The 25,929-nt window shown below is 48.5% G+C and carries 25 protein-coding genes; 13 read left to right on the forward strand and 12 right to left on the reverse strand.

Annotated features, from left to right (window positions below; genetic code table 11):
• Positions 1–7: 7 nt before the first annotated feature.
• The 3 genes from AC1DLI_RS10245 to AC1DLI_RS10255 all read right to left on the reverse strand — a co-directional run bounded on the left by AC1DLI_RS10245 (position 8) and on the right by AC1DLI_RS10255 (position 2,855).
• Positions 8–1,093: an ABC transporter substrate-binding protein gene (locus tag AC1DLI_RS10245; RefSeq protein WP_477602093.1), complete on the reverse strand. Its 1,086-nt coding sequence runs from the start codon at positions 1,091–1,093 to the stop codon at positions 8–10.
• Between the two features lie 104 nt (positions 1,094–1,197).
• Positions 1,198–2,094 carry an ABC transporter permease gene (locus AC1DLI_RS10250; protein WP_477602095.1) on the reverse strand — a complete coding sequence of 299 codons (897 nt, stop codon included), beginning with the start codon at positions 2,092–2,094 and terminating at the stop codon, positions 1,198–1,200.
• Positions 2,094–2,855, reverse strand: a complete 762-nt coding sequence (locus tag AC1DLI_RS10255) for an ABC transporter ATP-binding protein (protein WP_477602097.1) — start codon at positions 2,853–2,855, stop codon at positions 2,094–2,096. The genes AC1DLI_RS10250 and AC1DLI_RS10255 overlap by 1 nt, the downstream gene beginning before the upstream one ends.
• Positions 2,856–3,078: 223 nt before the next feature.
• Between AC1DLI_RS10255 and AC1DLI_RS10260 the strand changes: the two genes are divergently transcribed.
• Positions 3,079–4,749 (forward strand): PucR family transcriptional regulator, encoded by a 1,671-nt coding sequence (locus AC1DLI_RS10260; RefSeq protein WP_477602099.1) that lies wholly within the window; start codon positions 3,079–3,081, stop codon positions 4,747–4,749.
• A gap of 111 nt (positions 4,750–4,860) precedes the next feature.
• Here AC1DLI_RS10260 and AC1DLI_RS10265 read toward each other — a convergent pair whose 3' ends face one another.
• Positions 4,861–5,703 (reverse strand): YheC/YheD family protein, encoded by an 843-nt coding sequence (locus tag AC1DLI_RS10265; protein ID WP_477602101.1) that lies wholly within the window; start codon positions 5,701–5,703, stop codon positions 4,861–4,863.
• Between the two features lie 154 nt (positions 5,704–5,857).
• On the opposite strand from AC1DLI_RS10265, the gene AC1DLI_RS10270 reads away from it, so the two are divergent.
• From AC1DLI_RS10270 to AC1DLI_RS10280, 3 genes are read left to right on the forward strand one after another with little or no spacing between them, the layout of a single operon-like run.
• Positions 5,858–7,102 carry a phenylacetate--CoA ligase family protein gene (locus tag AC1DLI_RS10270; protein ID WP_477602103.1) on the forward strand — a complete coding sequence of 415 codons (1,245 nt, stop codon included), beginning with the start codon at positions 5,858–5,860 and terminating at the stop codon, positions 7,100–7,102.
• A 14-nt stretch (positions 7,103–7,116) separates the two neighbouring features.
• The gene (sbnA, locus tag AC1DLI_RS10275) at positions 7,117–8,064 is read left to right on the forward strand and encodes a 2,3-diaminopropionate biosynthesis protein SbnA (protein ID WP_477602105.1); all 948 of its coding nucleotides are present in this window, start codon (positions 7,117–7,119) and stop codon (positions 8,062–8,064) included.
• A 24-nt stretch (positions 8,065–8,088) separates the two neighbouring features.
• Positions 8,089–9,078 (forward strand): 2,3-diaminopropionate biosynthesis protein SbnB, encoded by a 990-nt coding sequence (locus AC1DLI_RS10280; protein WP_477602107.1) that lies wholly within the window; start codon positions 8,089–8,091, stop codon positions 9,076–9,078.
• Between the two features lie 124 nt (positions 9,079–9,202).
• On the opposite strand, the gene AC1DLI_RS10285 is transcribed toward AC1DLI_RS10280, so the two are convergent.
• Positions 9,203–9,568 carry an IDEAL domain-containing protein gene (locus AC1DLI_RS10285; protein WP_477602109.1) on the reverse strand — a complete coding sequence of 122 codons (366 nt, stop codon included), beginning with the start codon at positions 9,566–9,568 and terminating at the stop codon, positions 9,203–9,205.
• Positions 9,569–9,826: 258 nt separating this feature from the next.
• Here AC1DLI_RS10285 and AC1DLI_RS10290 point away from each other — a divergent pair, with 258 nt between their 5' ends.
• The gene (locus AC1DLI_RS10290) at positions 9,827–10,234 is read left to right on the forward strand and encodes a DUF1761 domain-containing protein (protein ID WP_308996101.1); all 408 of its coding nucleotides are present in this window, start codon (positions 9,827–9,829) and stop codon (positions 10,232–10,234) included.
• A 105-nt stretch (positions 10,235–10,339) separates the two neighbouring features.
• On the opposite strand, the gene AC1DLI_RS10295 is transcribed toward AC1DLI_RS10290, so the two are convergent.
• Positions 10,340–10,576, reverse strand: a complete 237-nt coding sequence (locus tag AC1DLI_RS10295; protein ID WP_477602112.1) for a DUF6953 family protein — start codon at positions 10,574–10,576, stop codon at positions 10,340–10,342.
• A gap of 199 nt (positions 10,577–10,775) precedes the next feature.
• Here AC1DLI_RS10295 and AC1DLI_RS10300 point away from each other — a divergent pair, with 199 nt between their 5' ends.
• From AC1DLI_RS10300 to AC1DLI_RS10315, 4 genes are all read left to right on the forward strand, one after another.
• On the forward strand, positions 10,776–11,225 hold the full coding sequence (locus AC1DLI_RS10300) for a MarR family winged helix-turn-helix transcriptional regulator (RefSeq protein WP_477602114.1): 450 nt from the start codon (positions 10,776–10,778) through the stop codon (positions 11,223–11,225).
• Positions 11,226–11,287: 62 nt separating this feature from the next.
• The gene (locus AC1DLI_RS10305; protein WP_477602116.1) at positions 11,288–12,268 is read left to right on the forward strand and encodes an aldo/keto reductase; all 981 of its coding nucleotides are present in this window, start codon (positions 11,288–11,290) and stop codon (positions 12,266–12,268) included.
• A gap of 134 nt (positions 12,269–12,402) precedes the next feature.
• Positions 12,403–12,894: a hypothetical protein gene (locus tag AC1DLI_RS10310; RefSeq protein WP_477602118.1), complete on the forward strand. Its 492-nt coding sequence runs from the start codon at positions 12,403–12,405 to the stop codon at positions 12,892–12,894.
• A gap of 139 nt (positions 12,895–13,033) precedes the next feature.
• Positions 13,034–13,528, forward strand: a complete 495-nt coding sequence (locus tag AC1DLI_RS10315) for a glutathione peroxidase (RefSeq protein ID WP_477602120.1) — start codon at positions 13,034–13,036, stop codon at positions 13,526–13,528.
• 99 nt (positions 13,529–13,627) lie between these two features.
• On the opposite strand, the gene AC1DLI_RS10320 is transcribed toward AC1DLI_RS10315, so the two are convergent.
• The 5 genes from AC1DLI_RS10320 to AC1DLI_RS10340 all read right to left on the reverse strand — a co-directional run bounded on the left by AC1DLI_RS10320 (position 13,628) and on the right by AC1DLI_RS10340 (position 20,254).
• Positions 13,628–14,077 (reverse strand): SRPBCC family protein, encoded by a 450-nt coding sequence (locus AC1DLI_RS10320; protein WP_477602122.1) that lies wholly within the window; start codon positions 14,075–14,077, stop codon positions 13,628–13,630.
• On the reverse strand, positions 14,074–14,418 hold the full coding sequence (locus AC1DLI_RS10325; RefSeq protein WP_308996107.1) for a MerR family transcriptional regulator: 345 nt from the start codon (positions 14,416–14,418) through the stop codon (positions 14,074–14,076). The genes AC1DLI_RS10320 and AC1DLI_RS10325 overlap by 4 nt, the downstream gene beginning before the upstream one ends.
• Before the next feature lie 95 nt (positions 14,419–14,513).
• Entirely contained in the window at positions 14,514–14,855 is a 342-nt protein-coding gene (locus AC1DLI_RS10330; protein ID WP_477602124.1) for a His/Gly/Thr/Pro-type tRNA ligase C-terminal domain-containing protein, read from the reverse strand.
• Positions 14,856–15,128: 273 nt separating this feature from the next.
• Entirely contained in the window at positions 15,129–15,911 is a 783-nt protein-coding gene (locus AC1DLI_RS10335) for a CPBP family intramembrane glutamic endopeptidase (RefSeq protein ID WP_477602126.1), read from the reverse strand.
• A 209-nt stretch (positions 15,912–16,120) separates the two neighbouring features.
• Positions 16,121–20,254 (reverse strand): glycosyl hydrolase, encoded by a 4,134-nt coding sequence (locus AC1DLI_RS10340; protein WP_477602128.1) that lies wholly within the window; start codon positions 20,252–20,254, stop codon positions 16,121–16,123.
• A 392-nt stretch (positions 20,255–20,646) separates the two neighbouring features.
• On the opposite strand from AC1DLI_RS10340, the gene AC1DLI_RS10345 reads away from it, so the two are divergent.
• The 3 genes from AC1DLI_RS10345 to AC1DLI_RS10355 all read left to right on the forward strand — a co-directional run bounded on the left by AC1DLI_RS10345 (position 20,647) and on the right by AC1DLI_RS10355 (position 23,626).
• A complete protein-coding gene (locus AC1DLI_RS10345; protein WP_477602130.1) occupies positions 20,647–21,354 on the forward strand; it encodes a peptidylprolyl isomerase in 708 nt (235 codons plus the stop codon).
• A gap of 113 nt (positions 21,355–21,467) precedes the next feature.
• Complete coding sequence (locus AC1DLI_RS10350) at positions 21,468–22,988, forward strand: glycoside hydrolase family 43 protein (protein WP_477602132.1); 1,521 nt, start codon at positions 21,468–21,470, stop codon at positions 22,986–22,988.
• Positions 22,961–23,626 carry a DUF6143 family protein gene (locus AC1DLI_RS10355; RefSeq protein WP_477602134.1) on the forward strand — a complete coding sequence of 222 codons (666 nt, stop codon included), beginning with the start codon at positions 22,961–22,963 and terminating at the stop codon, positions 23,624–23,626. Before AC1DLI_RS10350 ends, AC1DLI_RS10355 begins: the two co-directional genes overlap by 28 nt.
• 923 nt (positions 23,627–24,549) lie before the next feature.
• On the opposite strand, the gene AC1DLI_RS10360 is transcribed toward AC1DLI_RS10355, so the two are convergent.
• Positions 24,550–25,182: a hypothetical protein gene (locus AC1DLI_RS10360; protein ID WP_477602136.1), complete on the reverse strand. Its 633-nt coding sequence runs from the start codon at positions 25,180–25,182 to the stop codon at positions 24,550–24,552.
• Between the two features lie 146 nt (positions 25,183–25,328).
• Here AC1DLI_RS10360 and AC1DLI_RS10365 point away from each other — a divergent pair, with 146 nt between their 5' ends.
• A complete protein-coding gene (locus AC1DLI_RS10365; protein ID WP_477602138.1) occupies positions 25,329–25,910 on the forward strand; it encodes a TetR/AcrR family transcriptional regulator in 582 nt (193 codons plus the stop codon).
• Positions 25,911–25,929: the final 19 nt, after the last annotated feature.

The following is a 25,929-nucleotide window of genomic DNA, read 5'->3' on the forward strand; positions in this document are numbered from 1 at the left end:
CTTTTTTCTACTTCAGCTCAGTTACGACCAAGCTTGCGTCTACTTCTTTCAACAAGCTAAGATCATGGTAAGATGCCGCTGCCGGAATAGATTTGATGTTGCCAACCGATTTCAGATACTCGCCGACAGCCGGGCCGTTGCTTCCGTTTACGTAAGTATCGCCAACCTCCATGGAATACACGTTGCGGGACATAATTTGCGTCAGCTCTTCTTCCGTCAAGTGAAGCTCGGGAGCCAGTGTCTTGATCGCCTCTTCACGGTTGTCATTAATGTAATCTGTTGCTTTCTTCAAAGCGCGGAGCACAGCCTTCAGCGTGTTCGGGTTTTTCGCCAGAAAATCATCGGATACTTGAATGGTCGTATGCACGCTCATCCAATTCACATCCCCCTGCTTGTCAGGCAGTTCACTCTTCGTTCCGCTGAAGAGGAACTTGCCGCCGCCTTGGATCGCCTTCGTAATGAACGGCTCCCAAGCAGCCAGCGCATCGATATCCCCTTTCTCCAAAGCGACTACCGCATCGCTTGGCGCAAGGTTCACATATTTGATTTTGCTAGCGTCTACACCAAGCTCTTTGGCCATGTTATTGATGGCAATGGTAACGTCAGCACCGCTCGGGATACCGATCGTTTTGCCTTCAAGATCCTTCGCGCTCTTCAGCTCCAGCTTGCTTGAACCGACAACCGCCTGCGTACCGGCAATTTGAGCGAGCGGTGCAATGATTTTGACCGGAATATCCGTTGATTTCAAAATAATATCCATAAAGTTCGTTTGAATGCTTACAGGAGCGCTGCCGCCGGCTACCATCGGACCGATATCCGGACCGCTTTCGATCAGCTGACTCGTTACGTTAAGCCCTTCCTCCTTGAAGTAACCAAGCTTATCTGCAATGATTTGCTGCGAGGAGATTTGAGCGTCACGGACACCGACCAAAGTCAGATCTACCGTTTCCAGCTCCGTTGAGGCTGGCGCATTCGATGCCGCTCCTTCGTTCACGGCTGCCGGCGCAATGTTATTGCCGCCGCAGGCAGCAAGCACAAAGGTTAGCGACGTAAGTACGATTGCAGATTTGAACCAATTTCCGGATTTCTTCATAGGTATTCCCTCCACTTTTCTCTTTGTAGTTACAATTTGCCACGCCATTTCCCTTGTATCACTTGCAAGTTTCACTTGCTTCCCTCTAGTCCGGGTATACAGCGTTACTTCTCGATGGCATCTCGAAGCCCGCCTTTGCGCCAAACCATAACCCTTTTCTCTACAAGCTTCAGCAGGTAGGAGAACAAGCTATATTCCAAGCCGATCAAAATGATGGCAATGAACATGTTCGTGATTTTGAAATAGTTTCTGGCATCCACGATAATGTAGCCTAGACCCGATTTTGCACCCATCATCTCAGAGACGATAAGAGCGGAGAAGGATAGCCCTAGACTCACCTGCGCGCCGACGAGAAAATTCGGAATCGCCGAAGGAAGCATGACTCTTGTAAAGATTTGGCGTTCCGTCGCCCCCAAACTAAGCGCTGAACGAATCAGGGTGGAAGGCACGGACTTGAAGCCATCCAGCGTGTAAACCAGCACCGGGATAAAAGTCGTCCATGCAATGAGCAGCACCTTCGGAAACTCTCCAATGCCGAACCAGATTATGAACAAAGGCAGCAGCGCCAAGGTAGGGATAGGACCAACCAGATTGAGGATCGGCGAGAACCACCGCTCAACGGTTTTGAACTTGCTCATGATGACGCCGAGCCCTACTGCCACTGCGCTTCCGATCACAAAGCCTAATGCGATTCGGATCGTGCTTGAAAGGAGACTGTCTGTAATCATTCCGGTCTTCGCCAGCTCCCAGCCCTCCGACAGCAGCACGGTTGGAGCCGGAAGGAAGTTTGGGTTAAAAAACTTGGCGGTTTCATTCACTCTGGAGAACAACTCCCAGAACACAAAAAACAGAATCGAGGGGAGGATATTATATTTCTGGAAAAATCGGCTGAATGCCGAGGGACGCTTACCCCTCTCCCGCTTGCTGATGACGGGCGGCCCCGATAAAGCCGGCACGCCCGTCCCTGCATCCTTTACCGTAGATAATTTCGCTCCGTTCATTACGATCCCACCTTTGCTTGCGCTAGCTCCACATGCTCTTCATCCATGAGAATCCGTTCAATCCGACTCATCATCTCGCCAAATCCAGCGGAATGAGAAGAACGGGGATGCTTGATACCCACCTCGAAAATTTCCGCAATCTCGCCATGCTTCATCACAACGACCCGATCCGCGAGATAAACCGCTTCACTGATACTGTGCGTGACGAATAGGATGGTCGGCTTGAGCTGACTGCAAATCTTTTGAAGCTCGACGCGCATCGTTTCCCGCGTTAGAACATCCAGCGCGCCAAACGGCTCATCCATGAGCAAAATATCCGGCTTGCTCGCAAGTGCCCTCGCAATCCCTACACGCTGCTTCATCCCTCCCGACAGCTCTCCGGGATAATGAGAGGCATATTGCTCGAGGCCGACCAGCTTCAGAAACTCCATGGCCGTTTCCTTCGCCTGCGCTTTCGGCATCTTCTGCACTTCGGGACCAAAGGCAATATTGTCCTTTATGGTCATCCAGGGAAATAAAGCATGATCCTGAAATACCATCCCTCTAGATTTCGAGGGTCCTTTAATCTCTTCTCCATCTACCGTAATCGAACCGTCATCCGGCAAAAGGTAACCTGCAATCATATTCAAGAGCGTCGATTTGCCGCATCCGCTATGGCCAAGTATGCAAATAAACTCATGTGAGTTAACCGTAAGATCTACATTTTTCAAAATCGTTCTTGATCCAAAGCTCTTTCCAACCTGATTCACTACCAACTTCATTTCCCCAACCCCAATCCATTTTGTTGTTAGCTTATATTACATGTATCGGTGATGTATAACTACATCATAATTCGTATCACTCCCCTTGTCATTGTGCACAATAGCTAAAAATATCGTGGATTCATTGAATACTACACACAATCATACATTTACACCTTGCGGCATAAGTGATATATTGATGTCATGAAACCTAACATAAAATTCATTGGTGGTGCATGCGGTCATGCTTCTTAAAGAACTTATCTCTCTCCCTATTTATGCGAATGCGAAGGTGGTTGCCGGACATGACGGCATGACAAACAGCGTCCAATCGGTCAACATCATGGACGCTCCTGATATTATTAATTATTTAAAACCGCAAGAGCTGCTGCTTACGACAGGTTATGCGATGAAGGACAATCCCGAAGCGCTTCTGTCTCTCGTAACGAGTATGGCCAAGGTCGGCTGTGCCGGGCTTGCGATTAAGACAAAGCGTTTTTTGCAAGAGGTTCCGGAGGATGTGCTGAAATGTGCGGAGAGGCTGCAATTCCCGATTATCGAGCTGTCGCTGGAGCAATCGCTCGGCGATATTTCCAACTACTCGCTCAGTCATATTTTGGAAAAACGGACCGATGAGCTGCATTATGCGTTAACGACGCATAAGCAATTTTCGCAAATGATTATGCAGGGCAAGAGCACGGAGGATGTCATCGAAGCGCTCGCTCTCCTGATTGATTCGCCGGTCATGCTTATGAACGCGCAAGCGGGGCTGCTCTTCCGTTCGAATTCCATGACAGACGAGCTGTATCTCAAGCTCTCATCCGAGCTTCAAACAGAGCTGGCATCACTTTCGCCGCATGGTTCCTTCACCATTCCGCTTTCCCTGCAGCAATCCAGCGGAACACTCTATTCAACTGCAGAACTCCATCCGATCGTAACCTTCCAGCTCGAAGGCTTCTTAATCGCCCTGACGAGCGATATCAGCAAGCATTTCAGCAATCTGACGAAGCATGCCATGGAACAAGCCGCTAATGTCATTGGGCTTGAGCTTATGAAGAAGCAAGCGGTAAAAGAGCGGTCGCGGCGGTACAAAAACGAGTTTTTTTCCGACTTCGTTGATGGATTGATTACTTCGGAGCAGGAACTTATGCACCGCAGCAAAAACTATGACCTGCTTGGCCATTCCGTCTATATTAGCGTTGTCGCCAAACGCGATACTTCCTTCGATTTGCTTCGCTCCGCAAGCACGCTCGAGTCGGACGGCCGCTTCATATCGGAGCGTGATCGCCATTACAACCTGTTGAAAAGCGAATTTTCGAAGCTGGATCTGCGTTTTGTGCTGTTCACCAAAAACGAATATTTTTGCTTCCTTATCGCCCTGCACGCAAGCCAGCACGTGACGGAAGGCAAGGAAAGCAAGTTTATCGAGCAGCTGAAGCATATGGTCGGCACGTTAGGCGAGCTTCATGGCATTCCCATTTCTATCGGCGTTGGCAATCCGGTATCGCAGCTGCCCCATATCCCCTTGTCCTACAAAGAAGCAGTCGAAGCCTTGCAAACGGGCTATGATGCCCGCAAGAAGCAGTTCGTTCAGCCCTACCGCGCCAAAAACTTTAATAACCTGCTTCGTTTGATTCCGAAGGAGGAGCTAAAGGAATATTACGAGGAAACCTTTAAGGATTTGCTGAGCATCGAAGGTAAAGAGCGCAGCGATTTGCTCAAAACGCTCAGCACCTTTTACAATACGCATTGCCAGCTGGCGGAAACCGCTAAACAGCTGTTTGTCCACCGCAACACAGTAACTTATCGCCTTGAAAAATGTGAAAGGCTCACCGGCCGGGATCTGCGGGATCCTGTCGAGAGCCTCCGCTTCCGCACTGCATTCTCCATGGAATCGTTGTTCATGGCCGATTGAACCCACTGAAGCATCGTAGGTATTATCATGTATTACCAAGTATGACTAACACTTCACCCTCGCTGTAAGCACCTAGGTGTGCTTACAGCGAGGGCTTTTCAGCTGCACTCTCTACCTGATTCCTCGTTTTGCCTTTTTACAGTTTAGCCGGTAGGTCTTGCCGTATGCTTTGGCATAACGCACGATCTTTCGCAGCATCGATTGGTCCTCGAGCAGCGTAAACGGACAGGGATCCGGCCGCGTATTCACCTCCAGTATCCAAGGCTTCAACTGCCTGTCAATCGCAAGATCAAGTCCCAGCTCTTTGATTCCCGGATAGACTTTATGGAGACATTTCGCTGTATTAATCGCCAGCTTATCCATTTGCTTCAGCATTTGGGCCCGCTTCACCTTGCTCGCATAGGGCTTCAGCAAATAATCGGTTGGATAAATGGTCCCGCCTTGGCTTCCGTTCGTCACGATTTTGCGAGGATGAGCCGCTCTGCCTAAAGTGCCGGTCGCTTCCCAAATGCCGCGAGGCGTTTGCTGTATAACGAGGCGAATGTCAAAAGGCCGGCCTTTGTGTTTAAGCAAATGAATACCTTTTTGCACAAGATATTCCTTCCCCTTCGTGCTTTTCAGAATGGATAGGTAAGCCTCTTTGTAAGTACGAAAAGTTAACCGCGTCTCCCCAAGCTGGTACGAATAGCTGCGCGCCGCTCGGCCAGATCCCCTTCCCTCATTCAGCTCCACCTTCATAACGCCGTTCCCTAGTGATCCAAGCGTCGGTTTCACGTACACCATTTTCCACTTCAGCAGCATCTCCCGCAGGCCTTTTTCGGTCATCATCCGCGCCGGGGGCAGGTATTTTCTAACCTGCGGATCAACCTGCAGCAAAACTGTCTTCGTCCACTTGCTCGCAACGGTGCTGCGTACTTTTTTCACAGGCGCCGCCTTGGCTTGCTTTTTATTCACAAAATTCCCCTCCCAGTTACTCACTCCTATTAGCATACGGTTCTTCCTCAAATTGGATGTAGGCATTTGTCGTCATAAGCCGAACCTGCTCGTAATCGCGACATATGCTTTGGTAAGTAAATATATGAGGGATTTATCCATAGGAGGCTAACGAATGTCATCCTCATCCCCGCTGCAGCGGCAAATCATGCGTATATGCCAGCTTCACGTCTGGTACGGCGATTTGCTGGCGCAAAGCGAAATACAGCCGCATGCCTGCGAAATATCTGAGCTGCCGCTTATGACCTCTGCGCTGCTCGAAAAGCATTATTACGCGCAGCAAGCGCGTCAAGAAGCCGGATTGTCGGTATTCAAAACCTCCGGTACCTCGACAGGCGTCCGGAAAGCGATCTATTACTCCGAAGAAGATGACGAAAAGTATATCGCAGCAAAAGCGGAATCCTTCCGCGAATGGCTCGCGGCGACCGACAACGCAGACCCTAATTGCCGTCCTGCCGTTATTAAAAAAGCGTTAGCAGACATGGGAACCGGTCACGCCGCCAGCACTGCGCTCACCATATTCAAGCAGCTGGGCTGGCAAGCGGAATCACTGTCCTTCGAGCTGCCCATCGAACAGCATATCGCGAAGCTCGAAGCCTTTCGGCCGGAGCTGCTTTATACAATGCCTTCGATCTTGGATGCTATCGTCGCCGCTTCGGGAGAACCGCATCTGCTGGGCATACAAAAAATCATTCTCGTCGGCGAGATCGCGCCGCCTGAATGGCAAAGCAACATCGCGGCCCGCTTTGGCATTGAACCACAGGATATTTTGGACACCTACGGCTCTATTGAGATCGGCGCAATCGCCGCTTACTCGCATGAGCTCGGCCAATATGTCATCGACAGCGGCATTCACGCCGAGGCTTTGCCTGCCGAGTTGATTGACGACCGGTTCGAGCCTCTTCAAGCCAATGAAGCCGTTCTCATACTGACATCCTACGTACGCACTTTATTCCCAGCCATACGATACGTGACTTACGATGTCGTACGCGATTTTCGAACCGTCACAATCAATGGCAAGGAGCGGCAATGCTTTAGCTGTATCTCAAAACGAATCGGTACGGATTTGAAGCATGGCGAGAAGATTAGCTTGTACGATATCGAAAGCGTCGTGCACCAATTCGTCCATGATGCCGAGCTTCGCGTAAAGCTCATCCAAAATAAGCTGTCCGTCCATATTCGAAGCAAATCTCTAAAAGACGAGATGCTTGTTCATATTCAGCATGCTATCGAGCATAAAATCGGTGATATTGGGCTCATGATTCAAAACCGAATTTTGGAAGGCATTTCGGTCACACGCGCAGCGGAAAACGAACAGCTCGAACGAGGGGCGGTAAAATCCAAAAAAATTTATTTTTAAGGGGTACTCAACCTATGGAAAAAAGCTTGTTGTCGATTATCGGGAACACACCGCTTGTGCAGCTCTCGAAGCTGTTCGCGAACGATCGCGGGATCAAGGTTTTTGCCAAGCTTGAATTGCTTAATCCCGGAGGCAGCGCCAAAGACCGCTCCGCCGCGCGCATTATTCAAAAAGCTTTGGAAGACGGCCTAATCGGCCCCGGCTCCGTCATCATCGAGTCCAGCTCCGGGAATATGGCCATCAGCCTTGCCGCTATTTGCTCCTACTTCGGCATGAGGTTCATTAGCGTCATTGATCCAAAGACGACGCAGCAGAACATTCGGATCATGCGCACCTATGGTGCCGATATTGAGCTCGTGACTGAAACCGACCCCGCAACGGGAGAGTTTCTGCCAGCAAGATTAAATAGGGTGCAGCAGCTCATCGAACGCATTCCGAATAGCTTTTGGCCGAATCAATATGCAAATGAAAACAACTACATGTCCCACTATGAGGGAACCATGCATGAGGTGATAGAGGAGCTGGGCCACGTCGATTACATAGTCGGCGGAGTCAGTACCTGCGGCACGATGCTTGGATGCGCAAAGTATGCTCGCGACCACAATTTGTCGACCAAGGTGGTCGCGGTTGATGCGGAGGGCAGCGTTATTTTTGGCGGTGCTAACAGCAAGCGACGGTTTCCCGGCCTCGGAACAGGGATTATCCCGCCTTTTGGGCAAACGAAATTTATGGACCTTGCCGTCAAGGTAGCTGATCGCGATATGGTTACCGGCTGCAGACTGCTCGTTGCGAAAGAATCCCTACTCGCCGGCCCATCGTCCGGAGCGGTCATTCACGCTTTGAAATCAATAGAACATCAGCTGCCAGACGGCTCCGTATGCGTTGTTATTTTGCATGATCGCGGTGAGCGGTACATGGATACCGTTTATTCCGATGAATGGGTAGAGCAGCAATTTAAATAAAGTACATTAAGCTCAGAAAGGACAATGTCTGTGTTATATCTCGGCGATGAACATATTCGTGCGATTGGTCTGAACTGGAAAGAGCTTGTCGACAGCATGGAGGCGGCCGTAAGAATTATGGATTCGGGGGACTATACGCAGCCAATTAAACCTTACCTGCGGTACCATCATCCAGCTAACCGAATCATAGCCATGCCCGCTTATGTCGGCGGCAGCGTGCAAACCGCCGGCATCAAATGGATCGCCAGCTTCCCGGGCAATATCGACGCCGGCTTGCCGCGCGCGCACAGCATCACCCTGCTAAACGACGCCAAAACCGGCATCCCTTACGCGATGCTTAATACGACGCTGCCAAGCGCCGCCCGAACCGCAGCCGTCAGTGGCCTGCTCATCCGTCACTACTTGCAAGCGCAAAGCAATGAACGGAAAATGACGCTGGGCATTATCGGGTTTGGGCCTGTAGGCAGGTTTCACTATGAAATGTGCTGCCGATTATTCGGAGAACGTCTCGCAAACATTTATCTTTATGATATAAGGGGCTGCGATCTGGAAAGCTCCGATCTCAGCAGCGTGGATGCCGAGCTTCGCAGCCGTACGCATCTCGCCGACAGCTGGCAGCATGTTTATAAGGAGTGCGACCTCGTTATTACCTGCACGGTGAGCAAAGAACGTTATATTGACAGCCCGCCATTAGCAGGCAGCCTTCTGCTCGACATATCCTTACGGGATTTCAAGTCAGAGGCTATAGGCGGTATCCAAGCGATTGTCGTCGATGATTGGGATGAGGTTTGCCGTGAAAATACCGATATCGAGCTGCTGCACCTTCAGTTCGGTTTAACCAAAGACCAAACCATGTCTTTGACTGATGTGGTATGCCGCAGTGCCTTGATGGCCATGCCAAGCGATGAACCCGTATTATTTTGCCCGATGGGGATGGCTGTATTCGACATGGCACTGGCTGAACATTTCGTAAGACGCGCGAAAACGCTCCAAATCGGATTAGAGCTCAGATGACACCGCTCCTCCTCCTCCTCTTAAAAGTTAGCTAATATGACAAAAAGGATGATGCCGCTTAGAAGCAGGCATCATCCTTTTTGCGTTCATGCTATTATGAAGACTCGGTAAACCCGCTTAACGCTTAAGCGGATTGTCCCAGTCGGTTTTTAGGGAATGGATACACTCTCGAACGGTCTCCAGCCTTACCCGCGGCATCACTTGCTTTCAGTGAGTTTGTCAGCTCCATGAACCATTCCTCATCCCATGTATCTAATGCCAAGTCGATTGAATTTTGAAAAACCTGGGCATCATCTAAAGTAATGTCGGAAACGTTTTTGAGCCAAGACGATCTTACGGCAACGATCTTACCAATGACTTCCTCATTATCCGATTTCACGACATTTACGGTCACGAATCCTTGCAAAATATCGACCGTTTCAACAAATCCATGAATAAGCTCGCCATCTTTCGTTTTACCTTGTACCCAGTCGCTTATGTTGAATTTCATCTTCCAACACCACCTATCTCGATTAGTAAGATCACCCGTTAACTGTAACGTTTTTTAATACATTTACGGCAAGCGTAAACGGCTTTCGCCGGCCTAACGTTTGATTCCGTATGACATCTTTGTTCTCGATTCCATACTGTAAGTTTAATAGTTACAGTTACATTTGTCAAGTTCTTCGCCAAAAATTAGACACTTCTCTTCGAAAGGCGGTTTTCTGATAAAATGATGAAGTCCGATACATAGAGGAGGAAAAAAGAAATGGTCAATTTAGCCGAAATTAATTACTGGGGAGTTTTGATTGCGACAGTTACGACAATGGTACTTGGTTTCTTATGGTATTCGCCTGTTTTACTTGGCAATGCGTGGATGAAACATCGGGGCCTATCCATGAACGAAATGTCAGGCGGCGGAGCAATGACTTATGTGTTAACGGCGTTAACAGCGCTCGGCGGATCGTTTATCCTGGCATTAGTGTTGACACTGACAGACGAACCAACCATAGGGACGGGTCTTGTCGTCGGACTGCTGATCGGGATTAGCGTAGCTCTGAAAATCGGGATGAATTACTTATTCGAGGGCCATAAGCTCGGCCTTTACCTGATTACGATAGGTTATCATCTGATCGCTTACGCGATTGCCGGTCTTATTATTGGATGTATGCAGTAATCGATAGGCTATTTAATAGAACGAGGCGTTATTAGCTAAAGCTAAAGACAAGCAGCTTCAGCCTAATCAGCGACATAACGCCCTTCTATTTATTTTGAAGCAAAATTAGCTCCAGCCCCAAAAGAAGCCGTCTCTCTCCCAAGCAGCTTTTCCCTTATGAAGCTTGCGGAATACCTTCTTCACTTCTTTATCGATCGATTGATTGCCGTGTTCATTCACATAGATAAACGATTCGCCAAATTGGCTTCTAATATGCTCCACGGCAGAGCTTTGATGCAGAATGCCTTTTTCCTTCAATTCATTCAGCATCCAATCCGCAACCTCTTCAGCAGTATGGGACATTGCTCTCACACCTCCACTCGAATAAACGCTGTAACTATAGCACATTTAGGCGTCTTTCTACAATATAAGACGAATTCCCCGCTCATTGACAGCATGTTGTTCATTCCACTATATTATATTTATCACAATTTAATTTTATTAAACTTAGCAGTCAAGCCGGAAACCTCAAAAATTCACCTTCCAAACGGAGGATAACAACATGGATAGCAACGACATTTTGAAGCTGGATAACCAACTCTGCTTCGCCTTCTACGCCTGCTCTCGTGAAATCACGAAGCTGTACCGGCCCATGCTGGAGAAAATAGACCTTACCTACACGCAGTATGTTACGATGCTCGCTTTATGGGAGCAGGATCACGTGACGGTAACCGCGCTCGGCAACAAGCTGTATCTTGATTCAGGCACATTAACGCCCCTGCTCAAGAAGCTTGAAGCGGCCGGTCATCTTACGCGCACACGGGATCGCAATGACGAACGAAGCGTGCTGGTCGAGCTGACGGAGCAAGGCAGAGCCCTGAAGGAGCAGGCCCTCGATTTCCCTTATCAGCTGGCCTGTAAGCTTAACGGTACACCGGAAGAAGGGGCTGCCCTGCTTACGCTCATGCATCAGTTTCTTCATAAGATGCAGCAAAGCACGGCCAAGGAGTAACAAGCAAATTTATATCGTCGAACTATGAACAGCCGTCATCACCTACCCGGGAGGAATTAGCCATGACCCTAACTGTTCTCCGGCCCTTTGGCCCGACTAACCTGCAATTGTCTCCGCTTGGCCTTGGCTGCTGGCAATTCAGCAACGGTAAAGGCCTTGTCGGGAAATTTTGGCCCGTTCTTCAAGACAGTCTTATTAATGACATTGTCAAAACAAGCTATGAAGGCGGAATCAACTGGTTCGATACGGCCGAGATTTACGGAAACGGACAATCCGAGCAGCTGCTCGCACGCGCTCTGCGGGAAACGATCCCTGCAGACGATCCTGTTTTTATCGCAACCAAATGGTGGCCGTTATTCCGCACCGCGAGCAGCATCGGAAGCACAATCGAAGAACGTCTAAGACTGCTCGAGGGACGTACGATTCATCTGCATCAGGTGCATCAGCCCTTCTCCCTCTCCTCCGTAAGCAGCGAGATGAAGGAAATGGCCAAGCTGGCGGCGGCGGGGAAAATCCAGCATGTAGGCGTGAGCAATTTCTCTGCCAAGCAAATGCGCGAAGCTGATCGCGTCCTGCGTGAGCATGGCTTGCGGCTCGCTTCCAATCAGGTGAAGTACAGCCTGCTGGATCGACGCATCGAGCGAAATGGCATCCTGGAAACGGCAAAGGAGCTGGGCTGCGCCATTATTGCTTATTCTCCGCTCGAGCAGGGCATATTAAGCGGAAAGTTCCATCACGATCCTGCGCTTATCAAAGCGATCAGCGGTCCGCGCAAATGGAGCCCCGCTTTTCAAGCCAAGGGAATGAACCGCTCAAGACCACTCATTGATTTGCTGGAGCAAATCTCCGTTTCCTATGACGCTACCGCGACGCAAGTCGCGCTTAATTGGCTCATTCATGCTCATGGCGAGACGGTATTTGCCATCCCGGGAGCTTCGAAAATCCATCATGCCGAGCAAAACGTGAAGGCGATGCGTTTTCAGCTGACGGCGGATGAGCTAAGCGAGATCAACGAGGTTTCACGGTTTGCCGCGTCACGCTAAGCTCAGCTGAACAAATGGCATACCAAAGGAATGTCTTATTGCGTCGTCCGTCCGCTTCTCGATTCAAAGCCGTGAGGAAAGGGTATATGAGAATGTAACCTCATATTGGCTAAGAAACGAGAGGAGGGCTCACCATGACGGTGACCATCGGTATTTTCGAGAAGGAAGAAAGCGTCTTGGAAGCAGTCAGAATGTTTCAGGCAGCGAGGACGGATAAACAAAGCCTGCAAATTGTCGTAAAAAACAAGGAGGCTGCTCCGCTGCTGGCCGGTCAAACCGATATTCCGGTTGATGAAGTCTATGATATTAGGGAAGCTCAGGAACGGGGCGGCGACAGAATCGTGTCCGCTATCGGGGCGGCTCCGCTTGTATCTGATGGGTATGTCGCTGGAGGCGCAGGCGTAGTCGGCGGAAACGGAGCCGGAATTGTAGTAGGGACGGGCGATCTGGATCATAATACCCGCACTAAAAACGTCCTGGAGGATATCGGTATTCAAGGTAAGCATGCCGAGATGGCAGGCGACTCCATTGAACAGGGACGCTTTCTGCTGGCAGCCGACACGGATGACGAAGAAGAAGCCAAACGTTTGCTTATCCAAGCCGGCGCCTTCGATGTGATTTATTAATCGATATAAAATAAAATGGAACGAAGGGGTTGTCCGTATTATAGGACAGCTTCTTTTTTTGCGTGATTGACAGCGTAATTTAAATTGTGTACAATTAAATTATAAAAAATATAAAATTCGGTTATTGGAGGTTTTCATCATGTCCTTGTACGATATTGAAGTGAAGACGATCAGAGGAGAAGCACAGACCCTCGCCCCTTACAAAGGAAAGGTCATGCTGATCGTAAACACGGCAACTAAGTGCGGCTTCGCGGGTCAGTTCAAGGGTCTCCAAAAGCTTCATGATACGTATAGCAAACAAGGCTTCGCGGTACTGGGCTTTCCATCCTCTCAGTTCGCCAATCAAGAGCTCAGCGATGACAGCCAGGTCGCCGAAGCCTGTGAAATTAATTTTGGCGTATCGTTTCCGCTTTACGCAAAAATTGATGTAAACGGCAGCACTGCGCATCCGCTGTTCCAGCGCCTTACGAGTGAAGCGCGCGGTTTTCTTGGCTCAAGGTCGATCAAGTGGAATTTCACCAAATTTCTCGTCGATCAGAACGGTAAAGTGCTGAAACGCTTCGGCTCCAAAGATACGCCGGAGAAAATTGAAAGCTATATTCAGAAGCTGCTTAAGGTGCCTACGCACGCTTAAGACAAAACGAACAGCCTAGAACCTTTTGCTTAAGTTCTAGGCTGGTATTTTGTTGATATGAGATGCCCGTTTTAGAAAACTTCCTCCGTTTACGTCTGCTCACTTCAATGCCTCTTGTTCTACCTTTTTCATAAATTGTTGAACGACCGTATTATTGCTTTTGCTGCTGCTAAGCTTCATCATCGCCCTTCCGACAAAATTAACGCCTCGATTTTGGCCCTCATAAATAAATTTCGTATGCGAAGCATCGATTTTAATTAACGTAAAAGCAAGCGTAATTTCGAAAGCCTTTCCTAACACAAAGCTGATTTCCTTCCGCTTCTTGTTCTCGCTGTCTTCATATGCCAATGTTTCAACCATATAGGTTTCCACGCGTTTGCCTTCGCGGTATTTCTGCTGATGCTTTGCCCCGACTTCCCATTCCTCCTTTTCAATTAGCCGGTGCTCCTCTACTTTCGGCATGATTTTCTTAATGTTTTTATCCAAAAATAGCTCCCACACTTTTTCAATATTTGCCTCAATCGTCGTTTCTTCTTTCCACTGGATCACTCGTTATTCTCCTTCCCTGATGCAAGAAATTGTTCGATCTCTTCAGCCCGAAGACGAAGATCTTCGATTTGCTTCTGTATCTTTTCCCTCTTTAATAGCAACATATCTTCTAAATGCGCGAATGACTCGTCCTCCATCACAGCAATCATTTCTTGTATCGTAAAACCAAACCCTCTTAATTTAACTAAAAGAATAGCAAGAAAGTAACTTCCATCATCATAATAGCGATAGCTGTTTTTCGGATCAATGTAAGCAGGCTCAAGCAATTTAACTTCCGCATAATAGCGTAACGTTTCTTTGCTAATTCCGGTCAACTCTGAAAAATCACTAACCTTATACATTTCAGTCCTCCTGCCCCTATCATAAACCGTGGGGTGCACCACAAGGTCAACCCGTTCTTTCTGTATCATTCTTTTATTTCCATTTGCATGAAGGATTAAGACAGCCTGGTCGAATATTGCTCATATGGCAGCCCTAATTGCTTCTCGATGAGGAAGATCGCTTCATCAACACTCACTTCTCTCTCCAGCCGCTCCTCCAGATCCTTCAAACGCACCCGCCCGGCTTTCCATTCCGTTTCTCCCACCAGCAGGGCATACCGAATTCCGCTGCCGGATAACGATACTAGAATGTTTTCCAGCTTTCGTCCGCTCGTATCCAGCTTCACCCGCACACCGTTAGCGCGCAGCTCGTCAGCCGTTTGCAGCAGTTCCGCCGCGGTTACTCCAATAGGAATGAGAACAACAAAATATTCATAGGTCCCCTTCACATTCTGCATCACGATCAATCCCCTCTCGATTTCTTGGAATAAAAAAAACGCGCAGGACCTCTTGGTCCTGCGCGCATCGTATGCTGCAGGGAGGCCAACGCGAGAAGCGCTAGCCCACCCTGAATGTTGTTCAGGGGTGCTAACGCCTAATGAAATAATGAAGCTGATTCAATTGGAATTTGTACATGATACCCAATCCCTTCGACTGAATTAAAGTGATTATAGCGAATCAAAGCGAAACGCGCAATACCTGCCGGTAAAAGAACGGATTCCAGCGCTGTCTCAAAACTCGTTTCTGTTTGTCGAGTTTATCCGCAAACGGCCATAAACCAGCACGATGACCAGCAGCAAGAGGATAGCCGCAAAGATATGGGCATTTTCGAGCAAAAACGAATGGTCATTCCCAGGCACGATCAAGAACAGACCTTGTTCAGCTTCACGGCCTGGAATACCGTAAACGAGACAATACATCACATTTAAGCCCATATGGATCCCCGTATTCATCCAAATAGAGCCCGATCTTAAAAGCACATAACCGAGAGTCAGGCCCAATACAATGGAGAAAATCGTATTTTGAACGCTAAAGCCTACCAACCAAACATCATCCAGTGCATAGATAAATGCAGATATAAACAATAAATATACATTTCGTATTTTCCCCTTGAGATGGGCGAATACATACCCTCTTACAATGAGATCATTAATTAGCGAGCCAAGAAACATACCCGCAAAGGCTTCTAAAATAAAAACAATCGCTTGAGGCGCTTTCTTTATTCCATCGACATGAAAATCCCCAAAAGCCCATAAAAGCAAATACATCGCTGCCCAAATGCCTGCACCGAATAAAAAACCGATTCGCAGGTTTCTTTTCCAGCCGTAATGAGCCCTGACTCCCAAATCGCTTATTCCCCTCAGACCCGTGAGCTTAGCTACGTGATGGGCTAATACAAAAAAGAAGCACGCATACGTCAGCCATAGAAGGGTATTAAGAGGGTATAACAACGGAATCACATTAAAATATAAATCGATAATCATAAAACCAATAATCGCAAATAACATGCCCATTTGATGAACCCTTCCTATGCATGATAGATAGTAACTTCAAAAATATATTCGCTATTTTCCGATTATCCCCTTCTTATTTTCTCACTTTCACCTGTTTGCCTTCCAATACGCAACGTTCCGGCGCTATAATTACTAGCGCATGCCAAAACCCCGGAGGAGATGAGCAAATGCCCATCTCCTCCAGGGTTTATTGTTATACTTCGTTTTGGTTAGGTTTCGTTTACACTGAGCGTGATATCATCCACGTAGACAGCTGAAGTGCCGGAGCCGCTTGTCGGCTCAATCTTAATGCCGATTGACTTCACGGCATCACGGTCTGCTACGCCGCTTAACGAAATCGTTAAGATCTTGAATTCGGACGAATCAACACTGACCGCTGCGCCGCTATCGTACCAGGCCCAGTTCGTGCCAGTCTTTATATATAACCGCACGTTGGCTGATCCTGCAGACAGCTTCACCTTGACGCTGATAGCATCTACTGCCGATACATCAAGCGCCGATACTTTTGTAAGCTCGAAGCCCGTTCCCGTTAAGCTAAAGGAAGAGCTCAACGAATGCGTACCGCTTGCTGCTGCATCCGTCGTAATAATCGGAGCAGCAGCACTTGCTTCGTTAGCTTCTACGATAAAGCCCGAAGCGTCACTTTCAAAGTCGTACAGGGTTCCGGCAGGTGAAGGAGAACTTCCCGCTCCGCCGCCTCCGTTCGGCACTCCGCCAGTTCCATCATTAATGGCCTCAATATCATCGAAATATAAGCTGCTGCTGAGCGCTGCACCCGATACCGCGTTTACGTAGATAGAGAAATCCTGCACGTTCTTAAGGCTAACCTTATTGATTTTTTTGCCGGCGTTGCCTGTATCCCAAGGCGCAACCGCAAATTCATTAAAGTGAAGACTCACCCATTCTCCGGTGGTGCCTGCCAGAGACGGATACGCCTCATAGGAAACACCATCGATCCGAAGCTGAATAACAAGCTTTTGATTCGAGCCATCCGGTACGATCCAGAACTTCAGCTTGTTAAAGGCAGACCAATCCACACCGCCAAGCCCTTTTGTAATGCCGGCATAGCCAGAACCCGCCAGCGTATAGTCGAATTTCATGGCGTAATTGCCGCCGCTCTCATGTGCGGGATCAAGGCCGACTGCAACCGAGTCCCCGCCAGCTTTCACGAACTTCGCCTGCAGCGCAGCGTTTACGCCTTGATATCCCTCAAAATCATCCACTAATGAAGGGATAACAGGCGGTTCAAAGTAACTGTTAATCAACTGAATATTATCGATATAAATCGGACCGTCAAACTGCAGTCCGTTTCCGATGATCGATAACGCAAGTCCCGTTGCCGCAGCCGACTTCTCTGCGTCATTCATATCAACCGCTGCGGAGTAACGAGCGTATTCTACGCCGTTAACCGTTACTTTTTCTAACTCTGCCAGCTTTTCTTCCGTTGTCAGCATGCCGTATTTCCCCTCATCCGACCAGTCCGGAGGGAGCATAACGACCGTACGCAAGCTTGCATTCGCATTGGCAGAGCCTGCCGACACCGGAATCCATGCGTCCAACTTCACTCGATTAACGGAAGCAAGAGGCACGGAGCTTGCAGCATCTGTCAGCTCCAGCTTAAATTCCTGCCAGCTGTCGCTTTGCACCGCACCGGTCACATTAAGCTTAAGCGCGCCGCTCCCGTTAAAGCTCTCCTGTTCCAACGCGAGAGTCATCGTATCCGGCCAAGTGCCGTTATTTTGAATGCCGTTTATTTGATCGTCAAAGGTATATGTCTTCAATGCAATCTCATCGGCTTTGATAAACGTTGAAATCGACTGCTCTAGCACTACGTCATTTTGTTTGTAAACTTTCACGGTAATGGCTGCAGTTTTCCCGTTTTGCTCCCCTGCAGGAGACCAGCTTGCCGAATAAAAACCCTCACTGTCCAAGCTCATCGGCACTTCAGCTGATCTACCCTCTGCAACATACACGACCTTGGAAGGCGACTCGTTCAGAACTCTCGCACGAACAAGCGTCTCCTTGTCTTTTAGGGTGCCTTGATGAACTGGAGTTACAATATGGAGGTAAGGCTGCTCTGCTGCTGCTTTAATTTGTTTGCTGTAAACATCCCCGACCTCAGCCGCAAACGCGGTAAACGGGTCATTATAGTAAGCAACCAAATCGTTTAACAGCTCATGGTCGCCCAGTGCCGGGGCGTTGCGATAAGGGACAAATAAGTTACCGTTTGCACTGAAATTCGCCCATGTCTGCATGTAAGAAATCCGCTTCGCATCGGGATCGGATTTAATCGCGTTCAACACCCTCGTAAACCACTCTGTATCCGCATTCCCTTGCTGCAGCATACCCTGCGGACTGTAGCCAAATTCGGAGAACGTCGCAATTTTCCCCTTCGAATCAGCCAGCTTCGAGATCATCGCCAAATCATCAACCAATAGATTTAAAAATGTCTCGCTCCCTGGGTTTTGCTGATTATCGTACTGATCCATGCCAAGGATGTCCACGTAATCATCGCCGGGGTAAGTCGTTAAATAGTTGGCTTCGCTGCCGGCAAATGTACCGTTAGGCGAATACACGTACAGCAAGCTGTGAACATCTTTCTGGTCGCGTAAATATTCAACCGTATAGCGGTATATTTCTACGTACTCGCTCGATGTGGTCGTTTTGGCGCCCCACCAGAACCAACCGCCGTTTTGCTCATGGAATGGACGGAATAAAATCGGAATCAGCTTACCATCATCATCCTTCAGATTGCCCGCAAGCAAAGCGATTTGATCGAGAAAGGCGTTATACTCCCCGTTCTTGTCGCCGCCCGGCAAAATATGCTGAACGACCGAGCCTGCCGTATCATTAAAGCTGCCGCCCGTTACGAAGTTTGGCATATGGGCGCTTAGCGTAACGATACCGCCGAGCTCATGCGCTTCTTTCATTTTGGCGATGAGATTGATTCTGCTCTGCTCGTAATCATTAAACACGCCCGGCTTTTCTTTGCCCTCAAGACTAAGCGTATCCCAACCGAATACCGCCGGATAATCACCTACCGCGTTTTTGACATCGGACTGCGTTGCTGTCGTGTTCGTAAAGGACAAGCCCTCTGTCGTCGTGTGCTGATGACCAAACAACACCTGCTGTCCGCGCACATCATCCAAATAAGCAAACAAGGATTTCGTATAATCTGTGGCATCCGGATCCACCAGGTTCTCTACCCGCTCTGTGCTGCCGCCGCCGCTGCCTGAGCCGGAGCCTGCGGAAGCCGCTTCTACGACGCCATTTTTTATCGCTGCCTCTCCTTTTTTAAGCTCACTCCCGTTAAGCTTGACGCCGTCGGCTAAAATAGAAGCTTTTTTCACATCGCCCTGGCCTTTAAGCAGCGTACCGCTTGCGCCTGCATTTAACGTAACGCCGTCAATGCGCGTGCCTGCGTTTAGCTCCAACGTAAATTCGCTGTCCGCCGCTAAATGCTGCGCAGTTGAGCCGTTGCTGAAGAGGACGCGAACGGGACCATCCTCCCGGTTAACCTCTACATCCGCCAGCGTAGAATGATCAACCGTAACGCTGTTTACGCCCCCGCCCCATACGAATGTTTTACCTTTCACGGTAACATTCACGAGCTTCGCATCGCCATCGCCAATGGCCGAGGTCAAATACAAATTACCGGAGATCGTCATATCCTTCAGCACGACATCGGTACCGCCGACAACAACATTCCCCCCTGCGGATATACCTGCAAATTCACCTGCTTGCGGGTAATACCCTGTGACAAGCTTATCAATGACTGCTACAAGCTCGGCTCTCGTTAATTTCCCCTTCGGTTTAAAAGAGCCGTCCTCATACCCGCTAAGCACATCGGATAAAGCGTCAACGGCCGTCTTCGCATAGCCGGCTATGTCATCCTCATCTTTAAAGGAAACGCTGCCATTTTCTTTTAGCTGAAAGGCCTTTGCCAGAAGTACTACCGCATCCTGTCGGGTAACGGCATCCAGCGCCTTGGCCTTATTTGAAGGAAATCCCTCATAGTAGCCCGCCGCCCGAGCAGCGGAAACGGATTTAGCGTACCAAGCCGATGCCTCCACATCAGAAAACGGCTGCCCGGATTGCGCTTTGAACCCAAGCACCGCATTAATAATCGTTACAAGCTCCGCGCGCGTAATGTTCTTATTGGGTCCGAAGGAGCCGTCCGAGTATCCCTTCACAACCCCGTTAGCCTGCCATCTCTCAATTGCCGATTGAGCCCAGTGCCCTTGCACATCCGTCGTCGCTGCTTGAGCGAAAGCAGGCATGACAACCGATAAAACAAGTACAGGCGTAACGATCGCTGCTACCCACTTACGTATTTTCTTCATTCTAAGCCTCCTGTAAATTTGTTATTTTTGTTATTGTTTATGACTGGTTTATGTAAGCGCTTAATTATTAGTATATCGCCTGGTTTTATAGAAAAAAATGGTCTGCACTAGCTTTTATAGGCTTAAAATGATTTTTCATTAATTATTTTGTTATTTTGTTATGTTAATAATTAAGCCTGTTAACCGGAAATGCGGCAATCCAAATGAAGGTTCCCCCTCTACGAGATCGCAAGATATTCGCAATTAAATCAAGCAATATGATATTATACAAGTTGGACAAGCGTAAACGGCTGTCGCCATCCTTTGGTGGCATAAGCTCGTTTCGCGTAGATATATAAGCACATTTATATGTGAATATCTTTTTCATTCGCAAATATAAGGAGGATATTGAAATGTTTTTGAAAAACAAACGCCTTGGAATGATGCTGCTCCTTATGCTTATCCTGGTCATTGTAGCAGGCTGCGGCGGAACCAAAACCCCGAATAACGGCGAGACGACCGGTGCGGGCGGCGGCAATACGAACACAACAACGCCTACGGAAGCACCTGCCGAAGATGGTCCTGCGCTCCTGGGCCCGGAAAAGCATCCTGTCGTAACGATTCAGCTGAGCAATGACAAAATCATCAAGCTTGAGCTTTACCCGGAGGTTGCTCCGAATTCTGTAAATAACTTCATTTCTCTCGTTAAGAAAAGCTTCTATGACGGCGTCATTTTTCACCGCGTTATTCCAGGCTTTATGATTCAAGGCGGAGATCCTGACGGAACCGGCATGGGCGGACCAAGCTACAGCATCCCTGGCGAATTCAACAGCAACGGCTTCGAGAACAAGCTGAAGCATACGCGCGGAGTGCTCTCTATGGCCCGCTCAAACGACCCTGATTCAGGCGGCTCGCAGTTTTTCATCATGGTAGCAGATGCTCCATCTCTGGATAATGAATATGCCGCTTTCGGTAAAGTAACGGAAGGCATGGAGGCTGTCGACGAGATCGTTAATCAAGCAAAAGGCGCTAACGATAGACCGGACAACCCGATTTCCATGAAAAAAGTAACAGTGGACACGCTGGGCATGACTTTTGATGAGCCTACAAAAACAAAGTAAGAGGAGAGAAGGGGATAACCCTTCTCTTTTTTTATGACCTATTATATAATAATTTTATTAATCAGTTAATGTTTATATAACTAATATGGTGCAACGAAGGGGGATTAACGAAATTGAGGAAACCGACGATTATTTTGCTCACGGTATGCATGATGACCTTTATGAGCGCATGCAGCGGCGGCAATACAGGAAACCAAGTGAAAAATACAGAGATCGCACAGCCCACTGCGGCAACCGAGAATTCCGGCCACACAAATTCGGAAGCGGTTACAATAGAAGAACCCGCATTTGCCGATGCCTCCGTACATGATCCATCGATTATTAAAGTGGACGATACCTTTTACATTTTCGGTTCACATTTGGCTGTCGCAAAGTCTAAGGACCTAATGTCCTGGGAGCAGCTCAACTCGAGTGTTTATGAAGGAAATCCAATCATTCCTGATGTATTGACGGAAATGAGCGAGGAGCTTGCGTGGGCCGAAACCGATACTTTCTGGGCGGGCGACGTCATCCAGCTGCCGGACGGCAAATTTTATATGTATTACAGCATGTGCAAAGGCGATTCCCCGCGTTCAGTGCTCGGCTATGCTGTCGCCGATAAGGTAGAGGGTCCTTATACGAATAAGGGAGCGATTCTGAAATCCGGCATGTGGAATGAAGCGAGCGAGGAAGGTACCGTATACGATGCGACGATTCATCCAAACGTGGTTGACCCTAATTTATTTTACGATAAAGACGGCATTCTCTGGATGGTTTACGGCTCTTACTCAGGCGGGATTTTCATTATGAAAATGGATCCGAAAACCGGACTGCCCGAGCCCGGCCAAGGCTACGGAAAACGGCTGCTCGGCAACAATCACAGCCGCATCGAGGCGCCGTATATGATGTACAGCAAAGAAACCGACTATTATTATCTGTTTCTCTCCTACGGTGGACTTGATTCAACTGGCGGCTATAATATCCGCGTCGCACGCTCGAAGAAGCCTGACGGTCCATTCCTCGACTCCGAGGGCAAGGATATGATCAACGCATTCGGCGCTGCCGGAACACTGTTCGACGATGTTTCTATCGCACCTTACGGAGTGAAGCTCATGGGCAACTTCCAGATGGACAATGCGGATGGTGAAATCGCGAATATCGGAACGGGATACGCATCGCCCGGCCACAACTCTACTTATATCGATCCGGAGACAGGCAAAATGTTTATCATCTTCCATACCCGCTTCCCTTCGCGCGGCGAAGGCCACGAGGTGAGAGTGCATCAAATGCTTATGAATACGGACGGCTGGCCCGTGATAGCTCCCCATCATTATGCGGGTGAGACGGCCGAGCCCGTAAAAGCCGAGCAAATAATCGGTGAATATAAATACGTGAATCATGGGAAGGACATTACAGCGGATGTGAAACCAGCCAGTCTTATTGCCCTTGGCAAAGACGGCACGATTTCCGGCAGCGTTAACGGTACTTGGAAAAGCACGGGGGACTTTGCGCTTGAGCTAACCATTGACGGTACGTTATATAAAGGCTCGCTGCTGCGCCAGTGGAATGAAGGCACGCTTAGCTATGTCATGACTTTCAGCGCGCTCTCCCAAGAAGGCATTGCGGTTTGGGGCAGCCACATCTCGAAGGAGTAGCCATTTCTTGCGCAGCTGCGCCATCACTTGGATTCGCAGGCATGTTACCGGAATCTCATCATATGGTGGAGTATAAGCCTGCTGCAAAAAAGGATGGTGAAGCTATGTACGGCTACGGCCCTGTCAGTGTGGTAAATTTACCGAATCCGTTAAATAAGTCACTGCAAGGAAAGTATTTTTTGGGCGAGACCGATCAGCTGAATCCGAACGATTCGAACCGGACCTGGGGAGCGCTAATCAATCCTCCTCAATCCGGTGTTAATCTTTATTTGGATCTTTATGTAATGAGCAACCTGTCGGATGATCATCTTGTGTCGCAAATTTGCTTCTGCTCAAACTTGCCCACGCGTGGAATGCAGTCACATGAGGTCTCATCAGCCAATCTTGCCCTGCACCCGGCGCCGCTCCCCCGGGGACAAGTACAATTTGGCAGCGGACTTGATACGACTGCGCTGGCCGCCGTTCCCGTGTCTACCAGAGTTATCCCCTCTTACTCCAGCATTTCCAGCGAGAAAGCAGGCCACTGGATTATCGGACCTGGCAAAGCCATACTATTTACGTTAACGAGCTCCATGAACCGATCCGCCCCTGCGGTCATCTCCGTCGGCTGGTGGGAAGAGGCTCATGGCGTGTATTAACCTTTGTTATAAGCTAACGCCCTCGCAGTAACCTGCTCTTCTGATACCGGAGGAGCGTTTGGGATGTCACAAACCTAGCCGCTGTGAGCTTGGTGCCCATGATCTTATTCCAAGATCATGGGTTTTTCATGCGCTTAGTGAATATCCCAACCCACCTAATTTTAGTCTCGCAAATCCAGGGCATCCTTTTAGCCGCCAGCCGCTCCGGTACACTGCAGTTTCTGCAGCAGAATGCCGGAATACGCATCTATTTTTTAGCTACAATGCATTTAATGCAACAGAATGGGCACCTCCCGTTACTACCCGTTCGAAAATAGGCACTCCCATTGCATAAACTGCATTGTACGCCTCGATCCAACTCGTTTTTTGTCCATACATTGCAGAAACTACAACGTAGAACTCTGACGGAACTTTTATTACTCTTAGCTTCTGCAGGACCGTACGTCCAAAAATTCCAAAAAACATTTTGACCGAGAACCCCCTTATACCCGATAGAAATCGTTCGCGTTGCTGCAGCAATCGCCGCATGCTCAAACTTTAATCGACGCCTTCCGCAAGCTGCTTGGCAACAACTCCAGATCACCAAGAAACCAACTGCATTGTACACCCCGATCCAACTAGTTTTTTGTCCATACATTGCAAAAACTACAACGTAGAACTCTGACCGAACTTTTATTACTCTTAGCTTCTGCAGGACCGTACGTCCAAAAATTTTCAAAGAACATTTTGACCGAGAACCCCCTTACACCCGATAGAAATCGTCCGCGTTGCTGCAGCAATCGCCGCATGCTCAAACTTAAACCGACACCTTCCGCATGCTGCTCGGCAACAACTCCAGATCACCAAGAAACCATTTGTTTTCATGAAAAAAGGGCTGTCTCTCGGGTCATCAGACCTTTTGAGACAGCCCCTTTATTTTAGCTTCAAATGCCTGTTCGATCATGCGAAACACCTGCCAGCAGCCTTCTTCCTATTAGCCAAATGGCCAGGCCCGTTCCCCAAAGAACAATAGAAGAGCCAAAGCCCACGATAGACAGATAGGCATCGATTGGATGCCCGCCTACCGTAATGCTTTCTGGCACAAACAGCCATGTAATCAAGGCAAGCAAGCACAGAAAGGCGCCTGTAAAATAATAAAATTTAACCCGAAAAAGAGAAGCAAGCGGAAAAAAGTGAATACCTACTATAATTGCGATTAATATCGGTATAAGTTCACTGTGCCCGATAGCGTTACAGACCGCAATGGCTATGAATATCGCTATCCCCTCTGCCGCAAAATTAATGTTAAACCAAAACCTCATTCGTTTACCGGTTCGCGCATCTCCCGTGATTGCCTGAACAGGTAATTTTCTTGAAGACCGTATTAAAGAAACTCCGCTCAAAAACAGCGTGCCCCCAATGACAAGCGCAGCAGCTAAAAACAGAGAAGTTCCCCAGCCTTGCAATCCCATCGTGCCTGTATAGGCCCATAATGTACCGAAAAATGACATGAATAGTACACCAGATGCCGTTCCACGCACCGCGGCTCCAGGCACGCTATTTGCAGCTTGTGTCATGTAAATTCTCCCCCTTCCTGAATAATGAATAAACGTTTTTTTCCGTAAAAGGTTGCCTATCTAATCACTTGTACAATCGCATACGATCTACCCTTCGTAGTCAGTAAATAATTGACAGCAATATTTTAGAACTGTATAGTACTAATATGAACACTAAAACAAAAACTTCCAATCGTGAAACTGCACTGCAAACCGCAGCCAGCTTGTTTTTAAGCAAGGGCTACCTTGTAACCAGCATGGACGATATCGTTGCGGAAAGCAAAGTATCAAAAACCAATATTTACTACTATTTTAAAAGCAAAGAGGAACTCTTGTCTACGATTATCGAGCGAATGACAGATCAGTATGAAGAACTTATCACCCATATCGCCAACCAGACGGAACAGCCTGTCATGGATCGTCTCACGAGGCTGATGCAGGTGCTTATTGAACAAGACGTTGATTGCCTGGGGGGCTGCCCCTTCCTGACGCTCTATACGCAAACTCCAAAAGAGGCAGGTGAGATCCGCGAACAAATCAGCCGTTTTTTCAACAGACAGCTAACGGTTCTTGAGCAGCTTATTATGGAGGGTATCACAAACAACGAATTCAGCAGCAAGCTGCCGCCGCAGCAAATGGCAGCCTTAATTTTATCTACAATTGAAGGCGGGCTATTCCTGCAGCACGCCAACCCGGATTCAACCATTTTGCAGCAATCGCTTCATGCTTTAGCTTCCATGCTAAAGTAATTTTTTTAACCAAATTAGT

The organism is Paenibacillus sp. 01T443 (assembly GCF_056398325.1).

Excerpts from the sequence above, each read along its gene's own strand:
- AC1DLI_RS10335 (WP_477602126.1), bottom strand. The coding sequence starts at position 15,911 with ATGGGCATGTTATTTGCGATTATTGGTTTTATGATTATCGATTTATAT.
- AC1DLI_RS10260 (WP_477602099.1), top strand. The coding sequence starts at position 3,079 with ATGCTTCTTAAAGAACTTATCTCTCTCCCTATTTATGCGAATGCGAAG.
- AC1DLI_RS10270 (WP_477602103.1), top strand. The coding sequence starts at position 5,858 with ATGTCATCCTCATCCCCGCTGCAGCGGCAAATCATGCGTATATGCCAG.
- AC1DLI_RS10250 (WP_477602095.1), bottom strand. The coding sequence starts at position 2,094 with ATGAACGGAGCGAAATTATCTACGGTAAAGGATGCAGGGACGGGCGTG.
- AC1DLI_RS10360 (WP_477602136.1), bottom strand. The coding sequence starts at position 25,182 with ATGACACAAGCTGCAAATAGCGTGCCTGGAGCCGCGGTGCGTGGAACG.
- AC1DLI_RS10255 (WP_477602097.1), bottom strand. The coding sequence starts at position 2,855 with ATGAAGTTGGTAGTGAATCAGGTTGGAAAGAGCTTTGGATCAAGAACG.
- AC1DLI_RS10280 (WP_477602107.1), top strand. The coding sequence starts at position 8,089 with ATGTCTGTGTTATATCTCGGCGATGAACATATTCGTGCGATTGGTCTG.
- AC1DLI_RS10300 (WP_477602114.1), top strand. The coding sequence starts at position 10,776 with ATGGATAGCAACGACATTTTGAAGCTGGATAACCAACTCTGCTTCGCC.
- AC1DLI_RS10295 (WP_477602112.1), bottom strand. The coding sequence starts at position 10,576 with ATGTCCCATACTGCTGAAGAGGTTGCGGATTGGATGCTGAATGAATTG.
- AC1DLI_RS10245 (WP_477602093.1), bottom strand. The coding sequence starts at position 1,093 with ATGAAGAAATCCGGAAATTGGTTCAAATCTGCAATCGTACTTACGTCG.
- AC1DLI_RS10285 (WP_477602109.1), bottom strand. The coding sequence starts at position 9,568 with ATGAAATTCAACATAAGCGACTGGGTACAAGGTAAAACGAAAGATGGC.
- AC1DLI_RS10305 (WP_477602116.1), top strand. The coding sequence starts at position 11,288 with ATGACCCTAACTGTTCTCCGGCCCTTTGGCCCGACTAACCTGCAATTG.
- sbnA (WP_477602105.1), top strand. The coding sequence starts at position 7,117 with ATGGAAAAAAGCTTGTTGTCGATTATCGGGAACACACCGCTTGTGCAG.
- AC1DLI_RS10310 (WP_477602118.1), top strand. The coding sequence starts at position 12,403 with ATGACGGTGACCATCGGTATTTTCGAGAAGGAAGAAAGCGTCTTGGAA.
- AC1DLI_RS10345 (WP_477602130.1), top strand. The coding sequence starts at position 20,647 with ATGTTTTTGAAAAACAAACGCCTTGGAATGATGCTGCTCCTTATGCTT.
- AC1DLI_RS10340 (WP_477602128.1), bottom strand. The coding sequence starts at position 20,254 with ATGAAGAAAATACGTAAGTGGGTAGCAGCGATCGTTACGCCTGTACTT.
- AC1DLI_RS10330 (WP_477602124.1), bottom strand. The coding sequence starts at position 14,855 with ATGCAGAATGTGAAGGGGACCTATGAATATTTTGTTGTTCTCATTCCT.
- AC1DLI_RS10290 (WP_308996101.1), top strand. The coding sequence starts at position 9,827 with ATGGTCAATTTAGCCGAAATTAATTACTGGGGAGTTTTGATTGCGACA.
- AC1DLI_RS10325 (WP_308996107.1), bottom strand. The coding sequence starts at position 14,418 with ATGTATAAGGTTAGTGATTTTTCAGAGTTGACCGGAATTAGCAAAGAA.
- AC1DLI_RS10315 (WP_477602120.1), top strand. The coding sequence starts at position 13,034 with ATGTCCTTGTACGATATTGAAGTGAAGACGATCAGAGGAGAAGCACAG.
- AC1DLI_RS10365 (WP_477602138.1), top strand. The coding sequence starts at position 25,329 with ATGAACACTAAAACAAAAACTTCCAATCGTGAAACTGCACTGCAAACC.